Origin of the sequence: Streptomyces sp. NPDC058964, from assembly GCF_042741275.1 — a bacterium.
Lineage (GTDB): Bacteria > Actinomycetota > Actinomycetes > Streptomycetales > Streptomycetaceae > Streptomyces.
This window is the reverse complement of the sequence record NZ_JBHYKH010000153.1, coordinates 1-14,741: the sequence shown is the minus strand read 5'-3', so window position 1 is coordinate 14,741 and position 14,741 is coordinate 1. Positions and strand designations below refer to the sequence as shown.

Below are 14,741 nucleotides of genomic sequence, written 5' to 3'. Positions count from 1 at the left end.
GGGGCCCCGCGGGCCGGCCCCGCCCGTATTGGGGGCGCGCGCGCGCCCCCCCCCTCGGGCCCGGCCCGGCGCCGCTGGATCCCGGCGTCCGTGGTGGCCGTCGCCCTGCTCCAGGCCACGGTCCGGCACGTCGGCGACGACGGTGGGACCGGTACGCCGCGGGCGGGGCGGCTGAGGGTGGCGTGGCTGATCGGCGTCGACGTGACCGCCGCCGCGAGCCGCATCCTGTTCCTCCGGCAGCCGGCCAGGCCCCGCCGATGCTCCCCCGCCGGGTTGTCTCAGCGTTCGCCGCCGGGGACCCAGAGGACGTCGCCCGCGGCATTGTTCGCCGACCGCGCCAGAATGAACAGCAGGTCCGACAGGCGGTTGAGGTAGGTCGCGGTCAGGGGGTTCATCGCCTCGCCGTGCACCTCCAGGGCCGCCCAGGTGGAGCGCTCGGCACGGCGTACCACCGTGCAGGCCTGGTGCAGCAGGGCGGCGCCGGCCGTGCCGCCCGGGAGGATGAAGGAGCGCAGCTTCTCCAGCTTCTCGTTGAAGCGGTCGCAGTCCGCCTCCAGCTTGTCGATGTAGAACTGCTCGACCCGCAGCGGCGGGAACTCCGGGTTCTGCACCACCGGCGTCGACAGGTCCGCACCCACGTCGAACAGGTCGTTCTGGACACGGGTGAGGACCTTGACGATCTCCTCGTCCAGGTTGCCCAGCGCGATCGCCGTGCCGATCACCGCGTTCGCCTCGTTGGCGTCGGCGTAGGCGGAGATCCTGAGGTCGGTCTTGGCGACCCTGCTCATGTCGCCGAGGGCGGTGGTGCCCTTGTCGCCGGTCCTGGTGTAGATGCGCGTCAGATTGACCATGTGGCCAGCGTAGTTACGCTCCGGCGGTTCGGAAGACGCGTGTGCCCACCGTCACGGCGAGTCCCGTGAAGCCGCACGCGACCAGAACGCCGTAGAACATGTGCGCGCTCGTGTACCGGCCGACGTACGCGTCGCGCACCGCGTCCACCAGGTAGCGGAACGGGACGAAGTGCGAGAGCACGTCCAGCCAGCCCGGCGCCAGGGTCATCGGGAGCATCAGGCCCGACAGGAGCATCGACGGCATCGTCAGCGCGTTGATCACCGGCCCGAACTCCTGCGGGGTACGGACGTTCATCGCCATCGCGTACGACAGCGACGCGATCGAGACCGTGAGCAGCGCCACGAACGCGAACCCGATGAGCACGCCCGGCAGCGGGGCGCGCAGGCCCATCACCAGTGCCGCGAGGACCAGCAGCACCGCCTGGAGGACGAAGACCGTGGCGTCGCGCAGCACCCGGCCCAGCAGCAGGGCGAGGCGGCTGACGGGTGTCACGCGCATGCGCTCCACCACTCCCTGCCCGTTCTCGACGATGACGGTGAAGCCGGCGAAAGCGGCTCCGAACAGGCCGAGTTGGAGCAGCAGTCCCGGGACCAGCACCTGCCAGGAACTGCCCCGTTCGCCCAGGGGCAGGCCGGTGAGCAGTGGGCCGAAGAACAGGAGGTACAGCAGCGGCATCAGCACGCCGAAGAGCAGCGCGAAGCGGGAGCGCAGGGACTGGCGCAGATAGCGGCCGTAGATGAGTGCGGTGTCGTGCAGAAGCATCGGCTCGGTCCTCGAGTTCTAGACGGCGACGGGGGCGGTGCCGGCCGGGGCGGGCCCACGACCGGTGATGGCGAGGAACGTCTCCTGGAGCGAGGCGTCGATGGAGCCGCCGTACTCCAGCTTCAGCGCGCCCGGCGTGCCCTCGGCCGCGACCACGCCCCCGTCGACGACGACCAGGCGGTCGGAGAGGGCGTCGGCCTCGTCCAGGTAGTGGGTGGTGAGGAAGACGGTGGTGCCGTGCTCGTCGCGCAGGCGGCGGACCAGGTCCCACAGGTCCGCCCGGCTGCCGGGGTCGAGACCGGTCGTCGGCTCGTCGAGGAACAGGACCTTCGGCCGGTGCGTGAGGGCCATCGCGATGTCCAGCCGGCGCCGCTGACCGCCGGAGAGCGCGGACGTCCTGCGGTCGAGGAGGTCGGTGAGGCCCAGGTCGCGGGCCAGTTCGGCGGCCCGCTCGACGGCCTGGGCCTTCGTCAGGCGGTACAGGCGCCCCTGGGTGACCAGTTCCTCCCGCACACCGATCTGTCCGTCGACGCCGCCGGACTGGGCGACATAGCCGCACGCCCGGCGCACCCCTGCCGGGTCGCCGGCCAGGTCGTGGCCGGCCACGGTCGCCGCGCCGTCGGTCGGCCTGAGCAGGGTGGTCAGCATTCGCAGGGTGGTCGTCTTGCCCGCGCCGTTGGGGCCGAGGAAGCCGAGGATCTCGCCCTCGCGGACGGTCAGGTCGATGCCGCGCACGGCATCCACCGGGCCGTTCTTCGTCCGGAAGGTACGGGCCAGTCCGGCCGTACTGATGATTGCCATGCTCACAGAAAAACAGAGCCTCACCAATTTTGCAACGACACCAAAGTTTCAGAGCCTCCAGTGATTGTGGCCCGGACCTACGATGTGGGCATGGCAGAGGGGCTCAGGGAGCGGAAGAAGCGCGAGACCAGGCAGCGCATCTCGGACATCGCCACGGGGCTGTTCCTGGAGCGCGGCTTCGTGACGGTGACGATGGCGGACGTGGCCGAGGCGGCCGACGTCTCGGTGAACACCGTCTACAACTACTTTCCGGCCAAGGAGGACCTGTTCTTCGACCGTTCCGCCGGGGTGGTCGACCGGCTCCCGCGCTGGGTGCGCGGCCGGGACGCGGGGGAGTCCGCCGCCCGGGCGGTGCTGCGCGAACTGCGCGAGGAGGTCGAGACGGTCTCGCCGCGGGTCGGCCTGATGGAGGGTTACGACCGCTTCATGCGCGTCATCCACGAGGCGCCCCCGCTCCGCTCCCGGCTGTGGAGCCTGCAGCAGGAGATCCAGGACAACCTGGAGTCCGCGCTGCGCGAGGAGGCCGGGGCCGCGGCGGGCGACCCGCTGCCCGGACTGATCGCAGGTCAGATCTGCTGGATCCATCAGACCGTGTTCGTCCGCATCGGCCGCGAGATGGTTGCCGGGCGCAATCCGGACGAAGTGTCACGCGAAGTGCTCGTCCTCCTCGACGACATAGAGGACGTGTTGAGTGAAAAGGTGCTCAACTACGCCGTCCGAGACTCGGAATGACCCCTGCTGGTGTGATGTCCGTCAGATGAGACGTGACGCGCATTACTTACCGGTCACACAGCCCCTCACGACCGCTATCGTCCGCCGAAGAGCCATACGTAAACAGCGTGTAAGGGGAGTCGGAGTGGCACGGAAGCTCGCCGTCATCGGAGCCGGTCTCATGGGATCGGGCATCGCCCAGGTCTCCGCCCAGGCGGGCTGGGACGTCGTCCTGCGCGACGTCACCGACGAGGCGCTGCGGCGCGGCACCGACGGCATCAAGGCCTCGTACGACAAGTTCGTCGGCAAGGGCAAGCTGGAGGCCGACGACGCCGATGCTGCCCTCGCCCGCATCACCGCGACCACCGACCTCGACGCCGTCGCCGACGCCGACGTCGTCGTCGAGGCCGTCTTCGAGAAGCTCGAGGTCAAGCACGAGATCTTCCGCGCGCTCGACAAGATCGTGCGCCCGGACGCCGTGCTCGCCTCCAACACCTCCGCCATCCCGATCACCAAGATCGCGGCGGCCACCGAGCACCCCGAGCGGGTCGTCGGTGTGCACTTCTTCTCGCCGGTGCCGATGATGCAGCTCGTCGAACTCGTCCGCGGCTACAAGACCAGCGACGAAACCCTGGCCACCGCGCGGGAGTTCGCCGAGTCCGTCGGAAAGACCTGCATCGTCGTCAACCGGGACGTGGCCGGCTTCGTCACCACCCGGCTCATCTCGGCCCTCGTCGTCGAGGCGACCAAGCTCTACGAGTCGGGCGTCGCGACCGCCGAGGACATCGACCTGGCCTGCAAGCTGGGCTTCGGTCACGCCATGGGCCCGCTCGCCACGGCGGACCTCACCGGCGTCGACATCCTGCTGCACGCCACCAGCAACATCTACACCGAGTCGCAGGACGAGAAGTTCGCGCCGCCGGAGCTGATGCGCCGGATGGTTGACGCCGGTGACATCGGCCGCAAGAGCGGGCAGGGCTTCTACACGTACTGAAATCACGTACGTACCACCGCTGAAACCGCACAGGCCCCAGGGGTATCACCCCTGGGGGTGAATTCGGTATCGGTTCGCTTACAGACGGCAACCTCGCCGCCGCTGAAGCAGTCAGACGTTGCAACGCACCGTCTTGGAGTACCTGGAGCACGAACCGCACTCATCGGGGAGCGCATATGTACATCAGGGGCGACCACGCCGAGCTGGTCGTCGGGGGCCGCCTCGACGTCCGCAGCGCGGCGGACGCCCGTACGGTCCTGCACTCGGCCGTCGACGGCGGAGTCGGCGACCTGGTGCTCGACCTGTCCGAGCTGGACTCCTGGGACGCCACCGGACTAGGGGTGATCATGGGTGCCCACCGGCGGGCCGGCCGCTGCGGCCGCCGCCTCGTGCTGCGCGACGTACCGCCGCAGATGCAGCGCCTGCTGGTGGCCACCCGGCTGCACCGGATCCTGGCCATCGAAGGGGGCATCGGGGTGGAGTCGCTGCCCCGCGTGTGACACCTCGAACGGATGTGGTCCGGGGGCCGGGGAGACCGGGTCGGACCTCGCCGAACCGCACGTCGCGCGCAATCCTCACGAGACTGTGACGTCTCGGACGGCGCGGCACCCCGGACTGTCGTAGATACTGTGCGAAGGTTTAGGGTTCGGTCGCCCGCAGCCAAGCAACCCTCGAGCGGGCCCGGACCAGAAGCGACAGCGCGGTGTGCAGCAGGCCGGGAGGGGCCGGATACGGGCACACGACGCTTTTGGGGGCTAGGAACCTATGGACCCGATCAACCGGGGACCCGAGGGGTACGGCCAGGACGGTGACGGCGGCACGCCGCGCCAGCGCCCGCCCCGGGAATCCCTCACGTCAGACTTCGGCCAGAGCAAGCCCGCACTCGCCCGCACGGTGCAGCTCGTCTCGGGCGACCTCCTGCTGACCGTCAATCCCGTCGACGGCAGCGAGATCGAGGTCTGCCCGCCGGCGGAGCGGCCCGCCAGGCCCGAGAAGTTCACCGAGGCCGAGCGGGCCGAGACCGAGCGCGCCGCCCGGCCGCCCGTCCCACCGGGACCGGCACAGCCCGCGCTGCCGCTCCTGGAACGCCAGGACGAGCGCGAGCGCCTGGTACGACTGCTCGCCCGCGGCCGCTCCGTGCGCCTCACCGGCCCGGCCGGCTCCGGCCGCACGGCTCTCCTCGACCTCGTCGCCGACGACTGCTCGGACCTCGCCCCCGACGGCGTGGTCCGTCTCACCGGTTTCCACCGCACGGCGAGCGACCTGCTGTACGACCTGTTCCACGCCGTCTACAACGCCCCCCTGTACCGGCCGGCCCAGGACGAACTGCGCGAACTGGTCCGCGAGATCGGTGCGGTCGTCGTCCTCGACGACATCGAGTTCGGCGGCACCGGACTCGACGACCTGATCGAGGCCACCCCCGAGTGCGCTTTCCTGATCAGCGCCACTCCCGGCGTGCCCGCGCCCTCCACCGACTCCTCGGTCGAGGAGGTCTTCCTCGGCGGCCTGGACCGCGCCGCCGGCGTGGACCTGCTGGAGCGCGTCGTGGGCCGCGTCCTCACCGAGGACGAGGCCAACTGGGCCGGCGACCTCTGGTTCGAGTCCGAGGGCCTGCCCCTGCGCTTCGTCCAGGCCGGTGCCCTGCTGCGCCGGCGCGACCGGCAGCGGGCCGGTGCCGACGCCGTCGACGAGTTCGGTGTCTTCGCCGACGCCGGCCCCGCCGACGACACCCCCCGCGACGCCGCCGGGAGCGACGACGTACCCCTGCCGTCCCTCGGCGAGGCCGCCGCGCCCGCGCCGCTGCTCGCCTCCCGGCTCAGCGCCTCGGCCCGCGCCACCCTGGAGTTCGCCGTCGCGCTCGACGGCGAGGTGCCGCACCAGGCCCATCTGCCGGCCCTGGTCGGCGACACCCACGCGGACGCCGCGCTCGGCGAACTGGCGGCCTGCGGGCTGGTCTCCCCGGTCGGCTCCCGCTACCGCCTCGCGGCCGGAGTGCAGGCCCAGCTGGAGGCCGCCGGATACGCCGACGACGCCGCGGGCGCCGCCCTCACCGCGGCCCAGCACTATGCCTGGTGGGCCGGACATCCCTCCGTCACCCCCGAGCGGGTGTGCGCCGAGGCCGACGCCGTGCTCGCCGCGCTGGGCCGCGTGGTACCCACCACGGTGCCCCCGGCCGAGGGCGAGGAGAGCGCCCCCGTACAGCTGGCCCGCACGGCCGCCCCGGCCTTTGCCGCCGGCCTCCACTGGAACGCCTGGGAGCGGGCGCTGCGCTTCGGCTCCGAGGCCTCCCGGCTGGCCGACGAGGTATCCGAACAGGCCTATTTCCAGCACGAGTCGGGCATACACGCGCTCTGCGGCGGACAGCTCGGCCAGGCCCGCGCCGAGCTGGAGGCCTCCATCGGCCTGCGCGGCGGCCTCGCCGACAAGCGCGGCACCGTCGCCGGCCGCCGTGCCCTCGCCCTGGTCTCCGATCGCGCGGGCGACGTGCCCGGGGTGGGGGGCATGGCGGGCGAGGAGGTGCCCGACGCGCGCTACGAGGAGTCGGCGTCGCCTCCGGGCGGGGTCCCCGCAGCCTTCCTGCCCGCGCTGCCGCCCGCCGCCGACACGCTGGTCACCCACCAGAGCTCGGCGCAGGCACCCAAGCCCCAGGGCGGCGGGATCCGGCGCCTGGCCCGGCGCAACCTCGTCGCGGCCGGTTCCGGCGCGCTGCTCGCCGCCGTGCTCGGCACGGTGGTCACGCTCGGCATGACGTCCCACGACAGCGCCGACGACCCGTCGAACAACGTGAGCGTCAACCCGTCCGCGAGCCAGGGCACCGACGAAGGCAGCCTCGGCGCGGACCCGACGAAGGACAGCGGGAGCAAGGGCGACACGGGCACGGCCACCAGCCGTCCGACCGACCCGGGCCCCGACGGCACCTACGGCACGTCCGACGACCCGACGCCCCCGTCGGACACCGCCGAGCCGTCGGACGGCCCGAGCGGGACGAAGGGGTCCGGCGGCGGTTCGTCGCACACGCCGTCCAAGCCGGCGACGAGCAGGCCGTCGACGTCGAAACCGTCGTCGTCGAAGCCGACGCCGAAACCGTCCACCTCGAAGCCGACGACCACGTCACCGACCCCTTCGGTCACGCCCACGCCCACGCCGACACCGTCGTCGACCCCATCGACCTCCGACTCGGCCAGCGGCCCCGCCTCCAGCGCCCCCGCCGCGTCCAGCAGCTCGGCGGGCGCGCCGGAGAGCAGCATCTCCGGGTCGGTGATCTGAGCCGCGCACCGCGAAAGGGCCGGGTCCTCGTCCAGGACCCGGCCCTCACCGCTGTACGCGCCGCTCAGAACAGTCGCAGCTTGTCGTCCTCGATGCCCCTGAGCGCGTCGTAGTCGAGGACCTGGCAGCCGATGCCCCGGTCCGTGGCGAGAACCCGGGCCTGGGGCTTGATCTCCTGGGCGGCGAAGATGCCGCGCACCGGGGCGAGATGGGGATCCCGGTTCAACAGCTCCAGATAGCGCGTGAGTTGCTCCACGCCGTCGATCTCACCGCGCCGCTTGATCTCCACCGCGACGGTCTGCCCTTCGGCGTCCCGGCACAGGATGTCGACCGGGCCGATGGCGGTCATGTACTCGCGGCGGATCAGGGTGTATCCGTCGCCGAGCGTTTCGATGCGGTCGGCGAGCAGCTCCTGGAGGTGCGCTTCCACGCCGTCCTTGATCAGGCCGGGGTCCACGCCGAGTTCGTGCGAGGAGTCGTGGAGGATCTCCTCCATCGTGATGATGAGCTTCTCGCCCGCCTTGTTGATGACGGTCCAGACGCTCTCCTCCTCGCCGGACCCCTCCTTGAGCGTGCAGGGCGGCGACATCCAGTTGAGGGGCTTGTAGGCCCGGTCGTCCGCGTGGATCGAGACGCTTCCGTCCGCCTTGATCAGGATCAGGCGGGGGGCCGAGGGGAGGTGGGCGGTGAGCCGGCCGGCGTAGTCGACGGAGCACCGGGCAATGACGAGACGCATGGTCGGCAACGCTACTCGAAGCACCGCCACCCACGCGATTCGCCCACACGTCTCCCGGCACCACCCTCAACCGGGGCCCCTCGGGCCGCCCCTTTTGCTTTGGAAACTCGTGTTCATCCCTGGCCGATTGTGTGCCCAAAGGGATCGGCCCATGTACGCATTCTCCTGGTGCCGTCACCGTCCGTTGCCTACCGTAGTAAACGGGAGGTCGCGATGTATGCACTCAGCGTGTTCGGTACCGCGAACTCCCATATCTGTCCGGCAACCCCTGCTGGTCGGGGGTGCGAGAGGAGAACCCATGTCGCTCGACGTCTCACCGGCCCTACTCGAACAGGCCGAGCGAGGCGAGGTCGACGAAGCTGCCTTCGTCGACTGCGTCCGGACCTCCCTGCCCTACGCATGGGAGATGATCAGCTCCCTGGTGGCCCAGCTGAAGGTGGACGGCGGAGAGTTCGCCGACAACCAGACGCCCCCGCCGGACGAGCAGGCACGGGGCCAGCTGCTGCGCGCGCTGGCGAGTGACGCCATCCGCGGTGCGCTGCAACGGCACTTCGGTGTGCGGCTGGCCTTCCAGAACTGCCACCGGGTGGCGGTGTTCCCGCTGGACGCCTCGGTCGACGAGACCGTGGCCCGCTTCACCTCGGTGCGCAGTCAGCTGCTGAACCAGTCCCCGGAGCTCCGGGACTGCTGACGCGGAGCTCCGGGACTGCTGACGCAGTGAGCCGCTTGCTTGCCGCTCCACACGCGGGAGGTGCAATCAGTGCAGGGGCGGCAAGCTCTCCGCGCGGCAGGAGCGTCGACCAGCACCGTGCGGGGTCCGCTCAGCGGAGGTGGGGGAGCACCTCCGCACCCAGCCGCCGGAGGTTCTCCTCCGTCGCCGCCAGGTCCCCGGAGCCCTCGACGAGGAGTGCGAAGCGGTTGATACCGGTGCGCTCCGAGGTCGCCGCGAGCCGGTCGACGCACAGGCGGGGCGTGCCCACCGGGTGCAGTCCGCAGAGCAGCTCGGTGTACGCCAGCGGGTCGCGCATCGCGCGCTTGCGGCCGTCCACCGTCACATGGGCCTCCAGGCCCTGCTTCAGCCAGCCCGGCATCGCCTTCAGCAACGTCTCCGCCGCGTCCGTGCGCCGGTCCGCGATCTGGCAGACGCCCGCCGAGACGTGGGCCGTGCCGGAGATCTCGTCCGCCGGCCGTCCCGCCGCGCGCGCGTGCTGCCGCCACAGGGCGACCATCTCGGCCTTCTCCTCGTCCCCGACATGCATCCCGAGCAGCATGGGCAGCCCGCGCTCGGCGGCCAGGCGCACGCTCGAGGGGGAGGTGCAGGCGACGACGACCTCGGGCCCCGGGGTGTCCGTCAGCGCTTCCGACGGGCGGGGGACGACGGGGACCTCACGGAAGGAGAACCGTTCCCCCGCGGCCGCGACCGATGGTTCGCGCAGCCAGCGGACCAGTAGATCGAGTGATTCCGGGAACCCGCGCTCGTACGCCTCCAGGCCCGAGCCGAACACCTCCAGGTCCACCCACGGACCGCCGCGCCCCACGCCCAGCGTGAAGCGCCCCCCGCTCGTCACGTGCAGGAGCGCGGCCTGTTCGCCCAGGGCGACCGGGTGCACGGTGGGCAGCACGCTGACCGCCGTGCCGACCCGGATACGCTGGGTGCGGCCCAGCAGTACGGCGGCCAGGGTCACCGCCGAGGGACATGTGCCGTACGGCACGAAGTGGTGTTCGCCGAGCCAGACGGTGTCCAGCCCGGCCTCTTCGGCGACCTCCGCCGAGCGGACCGCCCGGTGCAGGGCCTCCCCCTGGCCCTGGCCCGGGAACTGGGCCGCCAGCACAAAACTTCCGACGTGCATGGTTCTTTTCCTGCTTCCTCGGCTCCGACGCGGAGCTCCCCCACCCGGCATAACCGTCCGACACGTGCCGAGGACACGGCCTGGCGAAGAGATTTGCGGATTGTCTGTAGAACGGGTCGCCCTGGAGGGGGACTTGGGCGGGTTGGTGGCCTACGCGTACCCCTGTCCGCGCCGCGTAGGCTGGACACCGCCCGTGCAATCTGTATAGCCCCGAGAGGTGTCCCGTGTCCCCGCGTCGCAACCGACCCAAGGGAGCCGACTCGTCCGGCCGGAGCGCCGAGGACGACCGCGCCGGCCGCTACGGCGGCTGGCAGTCCATGGAGAGCTGGCAGGGCGAGGAGTGGAACGTGCGGCACGTGGCCGGAGCGAGCGCCCAGGGCAAGACGTACCGCTGTCCCGGCTGCGACCAGGTGATCCCCTCCGGAGTCCCGCACGTCGTGGCCTGGCCGGACCACGCGGGCGTCGACGACCGCCGCCACTGGCACAAGGCGTGCTGGAACGCGAAGGACCGCCGCACCACGCGGGTGCAGCGGTCCCGTAACGCGCCGAGGTTCTGAGCTCCGCCCCGGGCTACACGTCCCGGCTCTGCAGCAGCGCGAAGGCTCCGGCCGCCACGGCCGCCGTCACGCCCAGGATGATCCACAGCGGGTCCCAGCCGGACGGGCCGGTTTCGGTGAGGGAGTTGGAGTAGAAGACGCTCAGCTGGTTCGGGATCGAGTACTGGAACAGCTTCTCGCGCACCGTCTCCAGCGACGACGAGAACATGAACAGCGCGATCACCAGCGGGGCCAGCAGGACGCCGATCATGATCGTGACGGCGCCCGCCGGGTGCCGGATGATCGAGCCGACGAGCAGCGAGAGCAGTCCGAGCAGGGCGATGTAGAGACTGACGCCGACGGTGCCCTTCAGCCACTCTCCGCCGGACGGGGTCTTGGCGTGGTTCCCCTCCAGCATGGACGCCTGCACCATGGCGACGAAGGACGCGGCCGCGAGCGTCACCACGAAGGCGACGAGGAAGAACACGATCGCCTTGGCCGCGAGCACCCGTCCCCGGCTGGGGCAGGCGGTCATCGTCGTACGGATCATCCCCGTGCCGTACTCCGACGCCGTGGTCAGCACGCCGAGGGTGATGATGCACATGCTGCCCAGGAGCAGTCCGAAGAAGCCGAGGGAGAGCGGGTTCTCGCCGGACAGGTCGGAGCTCGAGTTGCTGACCACCGCACCGGCGAGGAGGCCGATGCCGACGACGAGCAGAACGAACACGCCGAGCGTCCACATCGTCGAGCGCACGGACTTGATCTTCGTCCACTCGGAGGCCAGCGCATGTCCGAGGTGCGTGCGCACCACGGGGATCGGCGAGGTGTATCCGGGGTACGTCCCGCCGGGTGCCGGCTGCCAGTTCGTCGGGGCTGCGGCTGCCTGCGGCATCGGGGGCTGGTGCGTGCTCATCGGGCGTCCTCGGGCTTGGTCAGGTCGGCGGGGGCGGCGCCGGTGGCGGCCGGCTGCGGTGACGATTCGGCGACGGGGGCCGGTGCCTCGGACGCGGGCTCGGCAGCAGGCTTCGCGGGCGCGGGCGCGGGCGCGGGCGCGGCCGGGGCGGCGGGCTGGGCCGGGGCCTGGCCCTGGGGGGCGGCCGGGGCGGCCTGCGCGTAGGGGTTCGGACCGGCGCCGGGGGCCGCGGCGGGTGCGCCGTACGGGTTGGGCGCGCCCGGAGCGCCGTACGGGCCCGCGGGCGCCCCGCCCTGCGGCATGGCGAACGGCTGGCCGCCCTGCTGGGGCGACGGCGGGGCGTACCAGCCCGGCTGGCCCTGGCCCGGCACCGGCATCGGCGGCTGGGCACCGGGCGGCAGCTGCTGCTGGAGACCCGCCTTCTGGTCGACGGTCGAGCGGTAGTCGACGGCGCCCTGCGTCATCCGCATGTACGCCTCCTCCAGGGACGCCTGGTGCGGCGACAGCTCCCACAGGCGTACGTCGGCCTCGTGCGCCAGGTCGCTGATGCGGGGGAGCGGGAGTCCCGTGACCCGAAGCGCGCCGTCCTGCTCCGGCAGCACGTGCCCGCCGGCCTCGGTGAGCGCGGACGTCAGCTTCTCGCGCAGCTGGGGCTCGGTGTCGGGCGTCCGGATGCGCGCGAAGTCGGCGGAGTTCGCGGAGATGAAGTCCTTCACGCTCATGTCGGCGAGCAGCTGTCCACGCCCGATGACGATGAGGTGGTCGGCGGTCAGCGCCATCTCGCTCATGAGGTGGCTCGAGACGAACACGGTCCGTCCCTCCGCCGCGAGCGCCCGCATCAGGTTCCGGACCCAGAGGATGCCCTCGGGGTCGAGGCCGTTGACCGGCTCGTCGAAGAGCAGCACCTGCGGGTCGCCGAGCAGCGCGGCCGCGATGCCGAGCCGCTGGCCCATGCCGAGGGAGAAGCCCTTGGAGCGCCTCTTCGCCACGTCCTGCAGACCGACGACCCCGAGCACCTCGTCCACCCGCCGGGCCGGGATGCCGGACAGCTGGGCCAGGCACAGCAGGTGGTTGCGCGCGTGCCGGCCGCCGTGCACGGCCTTGGCGTCGAGCAGCGCACCGACCTGGCGCGGGGCGTTGGGCAGCTTGCGGTACGGGTAGCCGCCGATGGTCACCGTGCCCGCGGTGGGGTTGTCCAGACCCAGGATCATGCGCATGGTCGTCGACTTGCCCGAGCCGTTCGGCCCGAGGAAGCCGGTGACGGCACCGGGCCGTACCTGGAAGGAAAGGTTGTACACGGCGGTCTTGTCGCCGTATCGCTTGGTCAGGCCGACAGCCTCGATCATGCTCCGCACCCATCGAAAGGTTCAGGACAGCAGGGCACACGCCCCCGTAAGGGTTAGGAGGATATCCGGGCGCTGACGGTTCCGCTCAAGGGGAGGTAAAGTCACGCGTCCCGCTTCCGCAGCAGCGCATACCCGCCCGCGATCGCCGCGATCACCCACAGCACCATGATCCCGAGGCCGCCCCACGGTCCGTACGGGGTGTCGTCGTCGAGTCGCGGAATCACCTGCATGATGCGGCTGCCGGCCTGGTCGGGAAGGAACTGTCCCACCTTCTTGGTCGCGTCGACGTTGCCGAGGATGTTGGAGATCAGGAAGAAGAACGGCATGAGAATGCCGAGCGACAGCATCGGCGAGCGCAGCATCGTGGCGACGCCCATCGAGAACATCGCGATGAGGGTCATGTAGAGCCCGCCGCCGATGACCGCCCGCAGCACCCCGGGGTCACCGATCTCCGTCCGGTGGGAGCCGAGCATCGCCTGCCCGAGGGAGAAGGCGGCGAAGCTGGTGACCATGCCGACGACGAGGGCGAGCCCGGTCGCCACCATGATCTTGCTGAACAGGAAGGTGCCGCGCTGCGGTACGGCGGCCAGCGAAGTGCGGATCATGCCGGTGCTGTACTCGTTCGACACGACGAGCACCCCGAACACGATCATCGCCAGCTGGCCGAGGGTCATGCCCGCGAAGCTGATGAAGGTCGGGTCGAAGGAGAGGCGCTCCCGCGCGGGCATGTTGTCGAACTGGCTCCTCGACAGCGCCGAGATCAGCATGCCGAGGGCGACGGTGACGACCACGGCGAGGGAGAGCGTCCACACGGTGGACGCGACGGACCGGATCTTCGTCCACTCGGACCGGACGGCCTGTGTGACCACCACGGCTCAGGCCCCCTTCCAGTCGGAGCCCCACTCCCGCGGGACCATTCCGGTGTCGGCGTGCGCGTGGTACTCCACCGACTCCGCCGTCAGTCGCATGAACGCCTCCTCCAGTGAGGCCTGCTGGGGGCTCAGCTCGTGCAGCACGATCCCGTTGCGGGCGGACAGCTCACCGATCTGCTCGGCCTTGCCGCCGTCCACTTCCAGAGCCGCGCCGCCGGACTCGACCACCATGATCCCGGCCCCGTGCAGCACGTCGAGCAGCCGCTCGCGCTGCGGGGTGCGGATCCGGACGTACGCCCGCGAGTTCTGCCGGATGAAGTCGGCCATCGAGGTGTCGGCCAGCAGCCGGCCCTGCCCGATGACGACCAGATGATCGGCGGTCAGCGCCATCTCGCTCATGAGGTGACTGGACACGAACACGGTCCGCCCCTGCGCGGCCAGCGATTTCATCAGGTTCCGGATCCAGTGGATCCCCTCGGGGTCGAGCCCGTTGACCGGCTCGTCGAACATCAGGATCCGGGGATCACCGAGCAGCGCCCCGGCGATCCCGAGCCGCTGCCCCATCCCGAGCGAGAACCCCTTGGCCTTCTTCCTCGCCACCGCCGTCAGCCCCACGGTGTCCAGCACCTCGGCCACGCGGCTCTTCGGAATACCGTTGCTCTGCGCGAGGCACAGCAGATGGTTGAAGGCACTCCGCCCGCCGTGCACCCCTTTGGCCTCGAGCAGCGCCCCGATGTACCTCAGCGGGTCCTTCAGCTGGTCGTAGTGCCTGCCGTCGATCCGGACATCACCGGCGGTGGGGTGGTCGAGCCCGAGGATCATCCGCATGGTCGTGGACTTGCCCGCACCGTTGGGGCCGAGGAAGCCCGTGATGATGCCCGGTCTGACGGTGAAGGAGAGATTGTTGACCGCCACCTTCTCGCCGTACCGCTTGGTCAGCCCCTCGAGCTCGATCATGGCGACCACGCTAGAACGGGGCGAAGCCTTCTGCCACCCCGGTGTCACAAGGCTTCGCCCGAGTTCCGAGCTCGTTCGGCCGGTGTACGCCCCGCGTCAGCGGGACTGCTGGGCCGGCACCCCGCGGGAGACCGGCTCCTCGTC

16 protein-coding genes are annotated in these 14,741 nt (G+C 71.0%); 6 read left to right on the top strand and 10 right to left on the bottom strand.

Features of this window, described 5'->3' with window-relative positions; translation table 11 throughout:
- From ACFW2E_RS20340 to ACFW2E_RS20325, 4 genes are all read right to left on the bottom strand, one after another.
- Positions 1–224 (bottom strand): hypothetical protein (locus tag ACFW2E_RS20340; protein ID WP_384468291.1); only part of this gene is annotated, 224 nt, incomplete at its 3' end.
- 54 nt (positions 225–278) lie between these two features.
- Entirely contained in the window at positions 279–851 is a 573-nt protein-coding gene (locus tag ACFW2E_RS20335; RefSeq protein ID WP_384468289.1) for a cob(I)yrinic acid a,c-diamide adenosyltransferase, read from the bottom strand.
- A 13-nt stretch (positions 852–864) separates the two neighbouring features.
- Positions 865–1,614, bottom strand: a complete 750-nt coding sequence (locus tag ACFW2E_RS20330; protein WP_384468287.1) for an ABC transporter permease — start codon at positions 1,612–1,614, stop codon at positions 865–867.
- An 18-nt stretch (positions 1,615–1,632) separates the two neighbouring features.
- Positions 1,633–2,415 carry an ATP-binding cassette domain-containing protein gene (locus ACFW2E_RS20325; RefSeq protein WP_384468285.1) on the bottom strand — a complete coding sequence of 261 codons (783 nt, stop codon included), beginning with the start codon at positions 2,413–2,415 and terminating at the stop codon, positions 1,633–1,635.
- 90 nt (positions 2,416–2,505) lie between these two features.
- Between ACFW2E_RS20325 and ACFW2E_RS20320 the strand changes: the two genes are divergently transcribed.
- The 4 genes from ACFW2E_RS20320 to ACFW2E_RS20305 all read left to right on the top strand — a co-directional run bounded on the left by ACFW2E_RS20320 (position 2,506) and on the right by ACFW2E_RS20305 (position 7,387).
- The gene (locus tag ACFW2E_RS20320) at positions 2,506–3,147 is read left to right on the top strand and encodes a TetR/AcrR family transcriptional regulator (RefSeq protein WP_384468283.1); all 642 of its coding nucleotides are present in this window, start codon (positions 2,506–2,508) and stop codon (positions 3,145–3,147) included.
- A 124-nt stretch (positions 3,148–3,271) separates the two neighbouring features.
- Positions 3,272–4,120, top strand: a complete 849-nt coding sequence (locus ACFW2E_RS20315; protein ID WP_384468281.1) for a 3-hydroxyacyl-CoA dehydrogenase family protein — start codon at positions 3,272–3,274, stop codon at positions 4,118–4,120.
- 176 nt (positions 4,121–4,296) lie between these two features.
- Positions 4,297–4,620: an STAS domain-containing protein gene (locus ACFW2E_RS20310; protein ID WP_384468279.1), complete on the top strand. Its 324-nt coding sequence runs from the start codon at positions 4,297–4,299 to the stop codon at positions 4,618–4,620.
- 265 nt (positions 4,621–4,885) lie between these two features.
- Positions 4,886–7,387 (top strand): ATP-binding protein, encoded by a 2,502-nt coding sequence (locus ACFW2E_RS20305; protein ID WP_384468277.1) that lies wholly within the window; start codon positions 4,886–4,888, stop codon positions 7,385–7,387.
- Positions 7,388–7,451: 64 nt separating this feature from the next.
- On the opposite strand, the gene nucS is transcribed toward ACFW2E_RS20305, so the two are convergent.
- On the bottom strand, positions 7,452–8,123 hold the full coding sequence (gene nucS / locus ACFW2E_RS20300; RefSeq protein ID WP_384468275.1) for an endonuclease NucS: 672 nt from the start codon (positions 8,121–8,123) through the stop codon (positions 7,452–7,454).
- Positions 8,124–8,421: 298 nt separating this feature from the next.
- On the opposite strand from nucS, the gene ACFW2E_RS20295 reads away from it, so the two are divergent.
- Positions 8,422–8,814 carry an SCO5389 family protein gene (locus ACFW2E_RS20295; RefSeq protein WP_384468273.1) on the top strand — a complete coding sequence of 131 codons (393 nt, stop codon included), beginning with the start codon at positions 8,422–8,424 and terminating at the stop codon, positions 8,812–8,814.
- 130 nt (positions 8,815–8,944) lie between these two features.
- Here ACFW2E_RS20295 and ACFW2E_RS20290 read toward each other — a convergent pair whose 3' ends face one another.
- Complete coding sequence (locus ACFW2E_RS20290) at positions 8,945–9,973, bottom strand: LLM class flavin-dependent oxidoreductase (RefSeq protein WP_384468271.1); 1,029 nt, start codon at positions 9,971–9,973, stop codon at positions 8,945–8,947.
- A 224-nt stretch (positions 9,974–10,197) separates the two neighbouring features.
- Between ACFW2E_RS20290 and ACFW2E_RS20285 the strand changes: the two genes are divergently transcribed.
- Positions 10,198–10,530, top strand: coding sequence for an ATP/GTP-binding protein (locus ACFW2E_RS20285; protein WP_384468269.1), 333 nt, complete (start codon positions 10,198–10,200; stop codon positions 10,528–10,530).
- 13 nt (positions 10,531–10,543) lie between these two features.
- Here the strand turns inward: ACFW2E_RS20285 and ACFW2E_RS20280 are convergent, their stop codons facing one another.
- The 4 genes from ACFW2E_RS20280 to ACFW2E_RS20265 form a co-directional block, all read right to left on the bottom strand.
- Positions 10,544–11,422: an ABC transporter permease gene (locus ACFW2E_RS20280; protein WP_384468267.1), complete on the bottom strand. Its 879-nt coding sequence runs from the start codon at positions 11,420–11,422 to the stop codon at positions 10,544–10,546.
- Entirely contained in the window at positions 11,419–12,768 is a 1,350-nt protein-coding gene (locus ACFW2E_RS20275; RefSeq protein ID WP_384468265.1) for an ATP-binding cassette domain-containing protein, read from the bottom strand. The genes ACFW2E_RS20280 and ACFW2E_RS20275 overlap by 4 nt, the downstream gene beginning before the upstream one ends.
- A 101-nt stretch (positions 12,769–12,869) precedes the next feature.
- Positions 12,870–13,640, bottom strand: coding sequence for an ABC transporter permease (locus tag ACFW2E_RS20270; RefSeq protein WP_384468263.1), 771 nt, complete (start codon positions 13,638–13,640; stop codon positions 12,870–12,872).
- Positions 13,641–13,643: 3 nt separating this feature from the next.
- Positions 13,644–14,597: an ABC transporter ATP-binding protein gene (locus ACFW2E_RS20265; protein ID WP_384468261.1), complete on the bottom strand. Its 954-nt coding sequence runs from the start codon at positions 14,595–14,597 to the stop codon at positions 13,644–13,646.
- Positions 14,598–14,741: the final 144 nt, after the last annotated feature.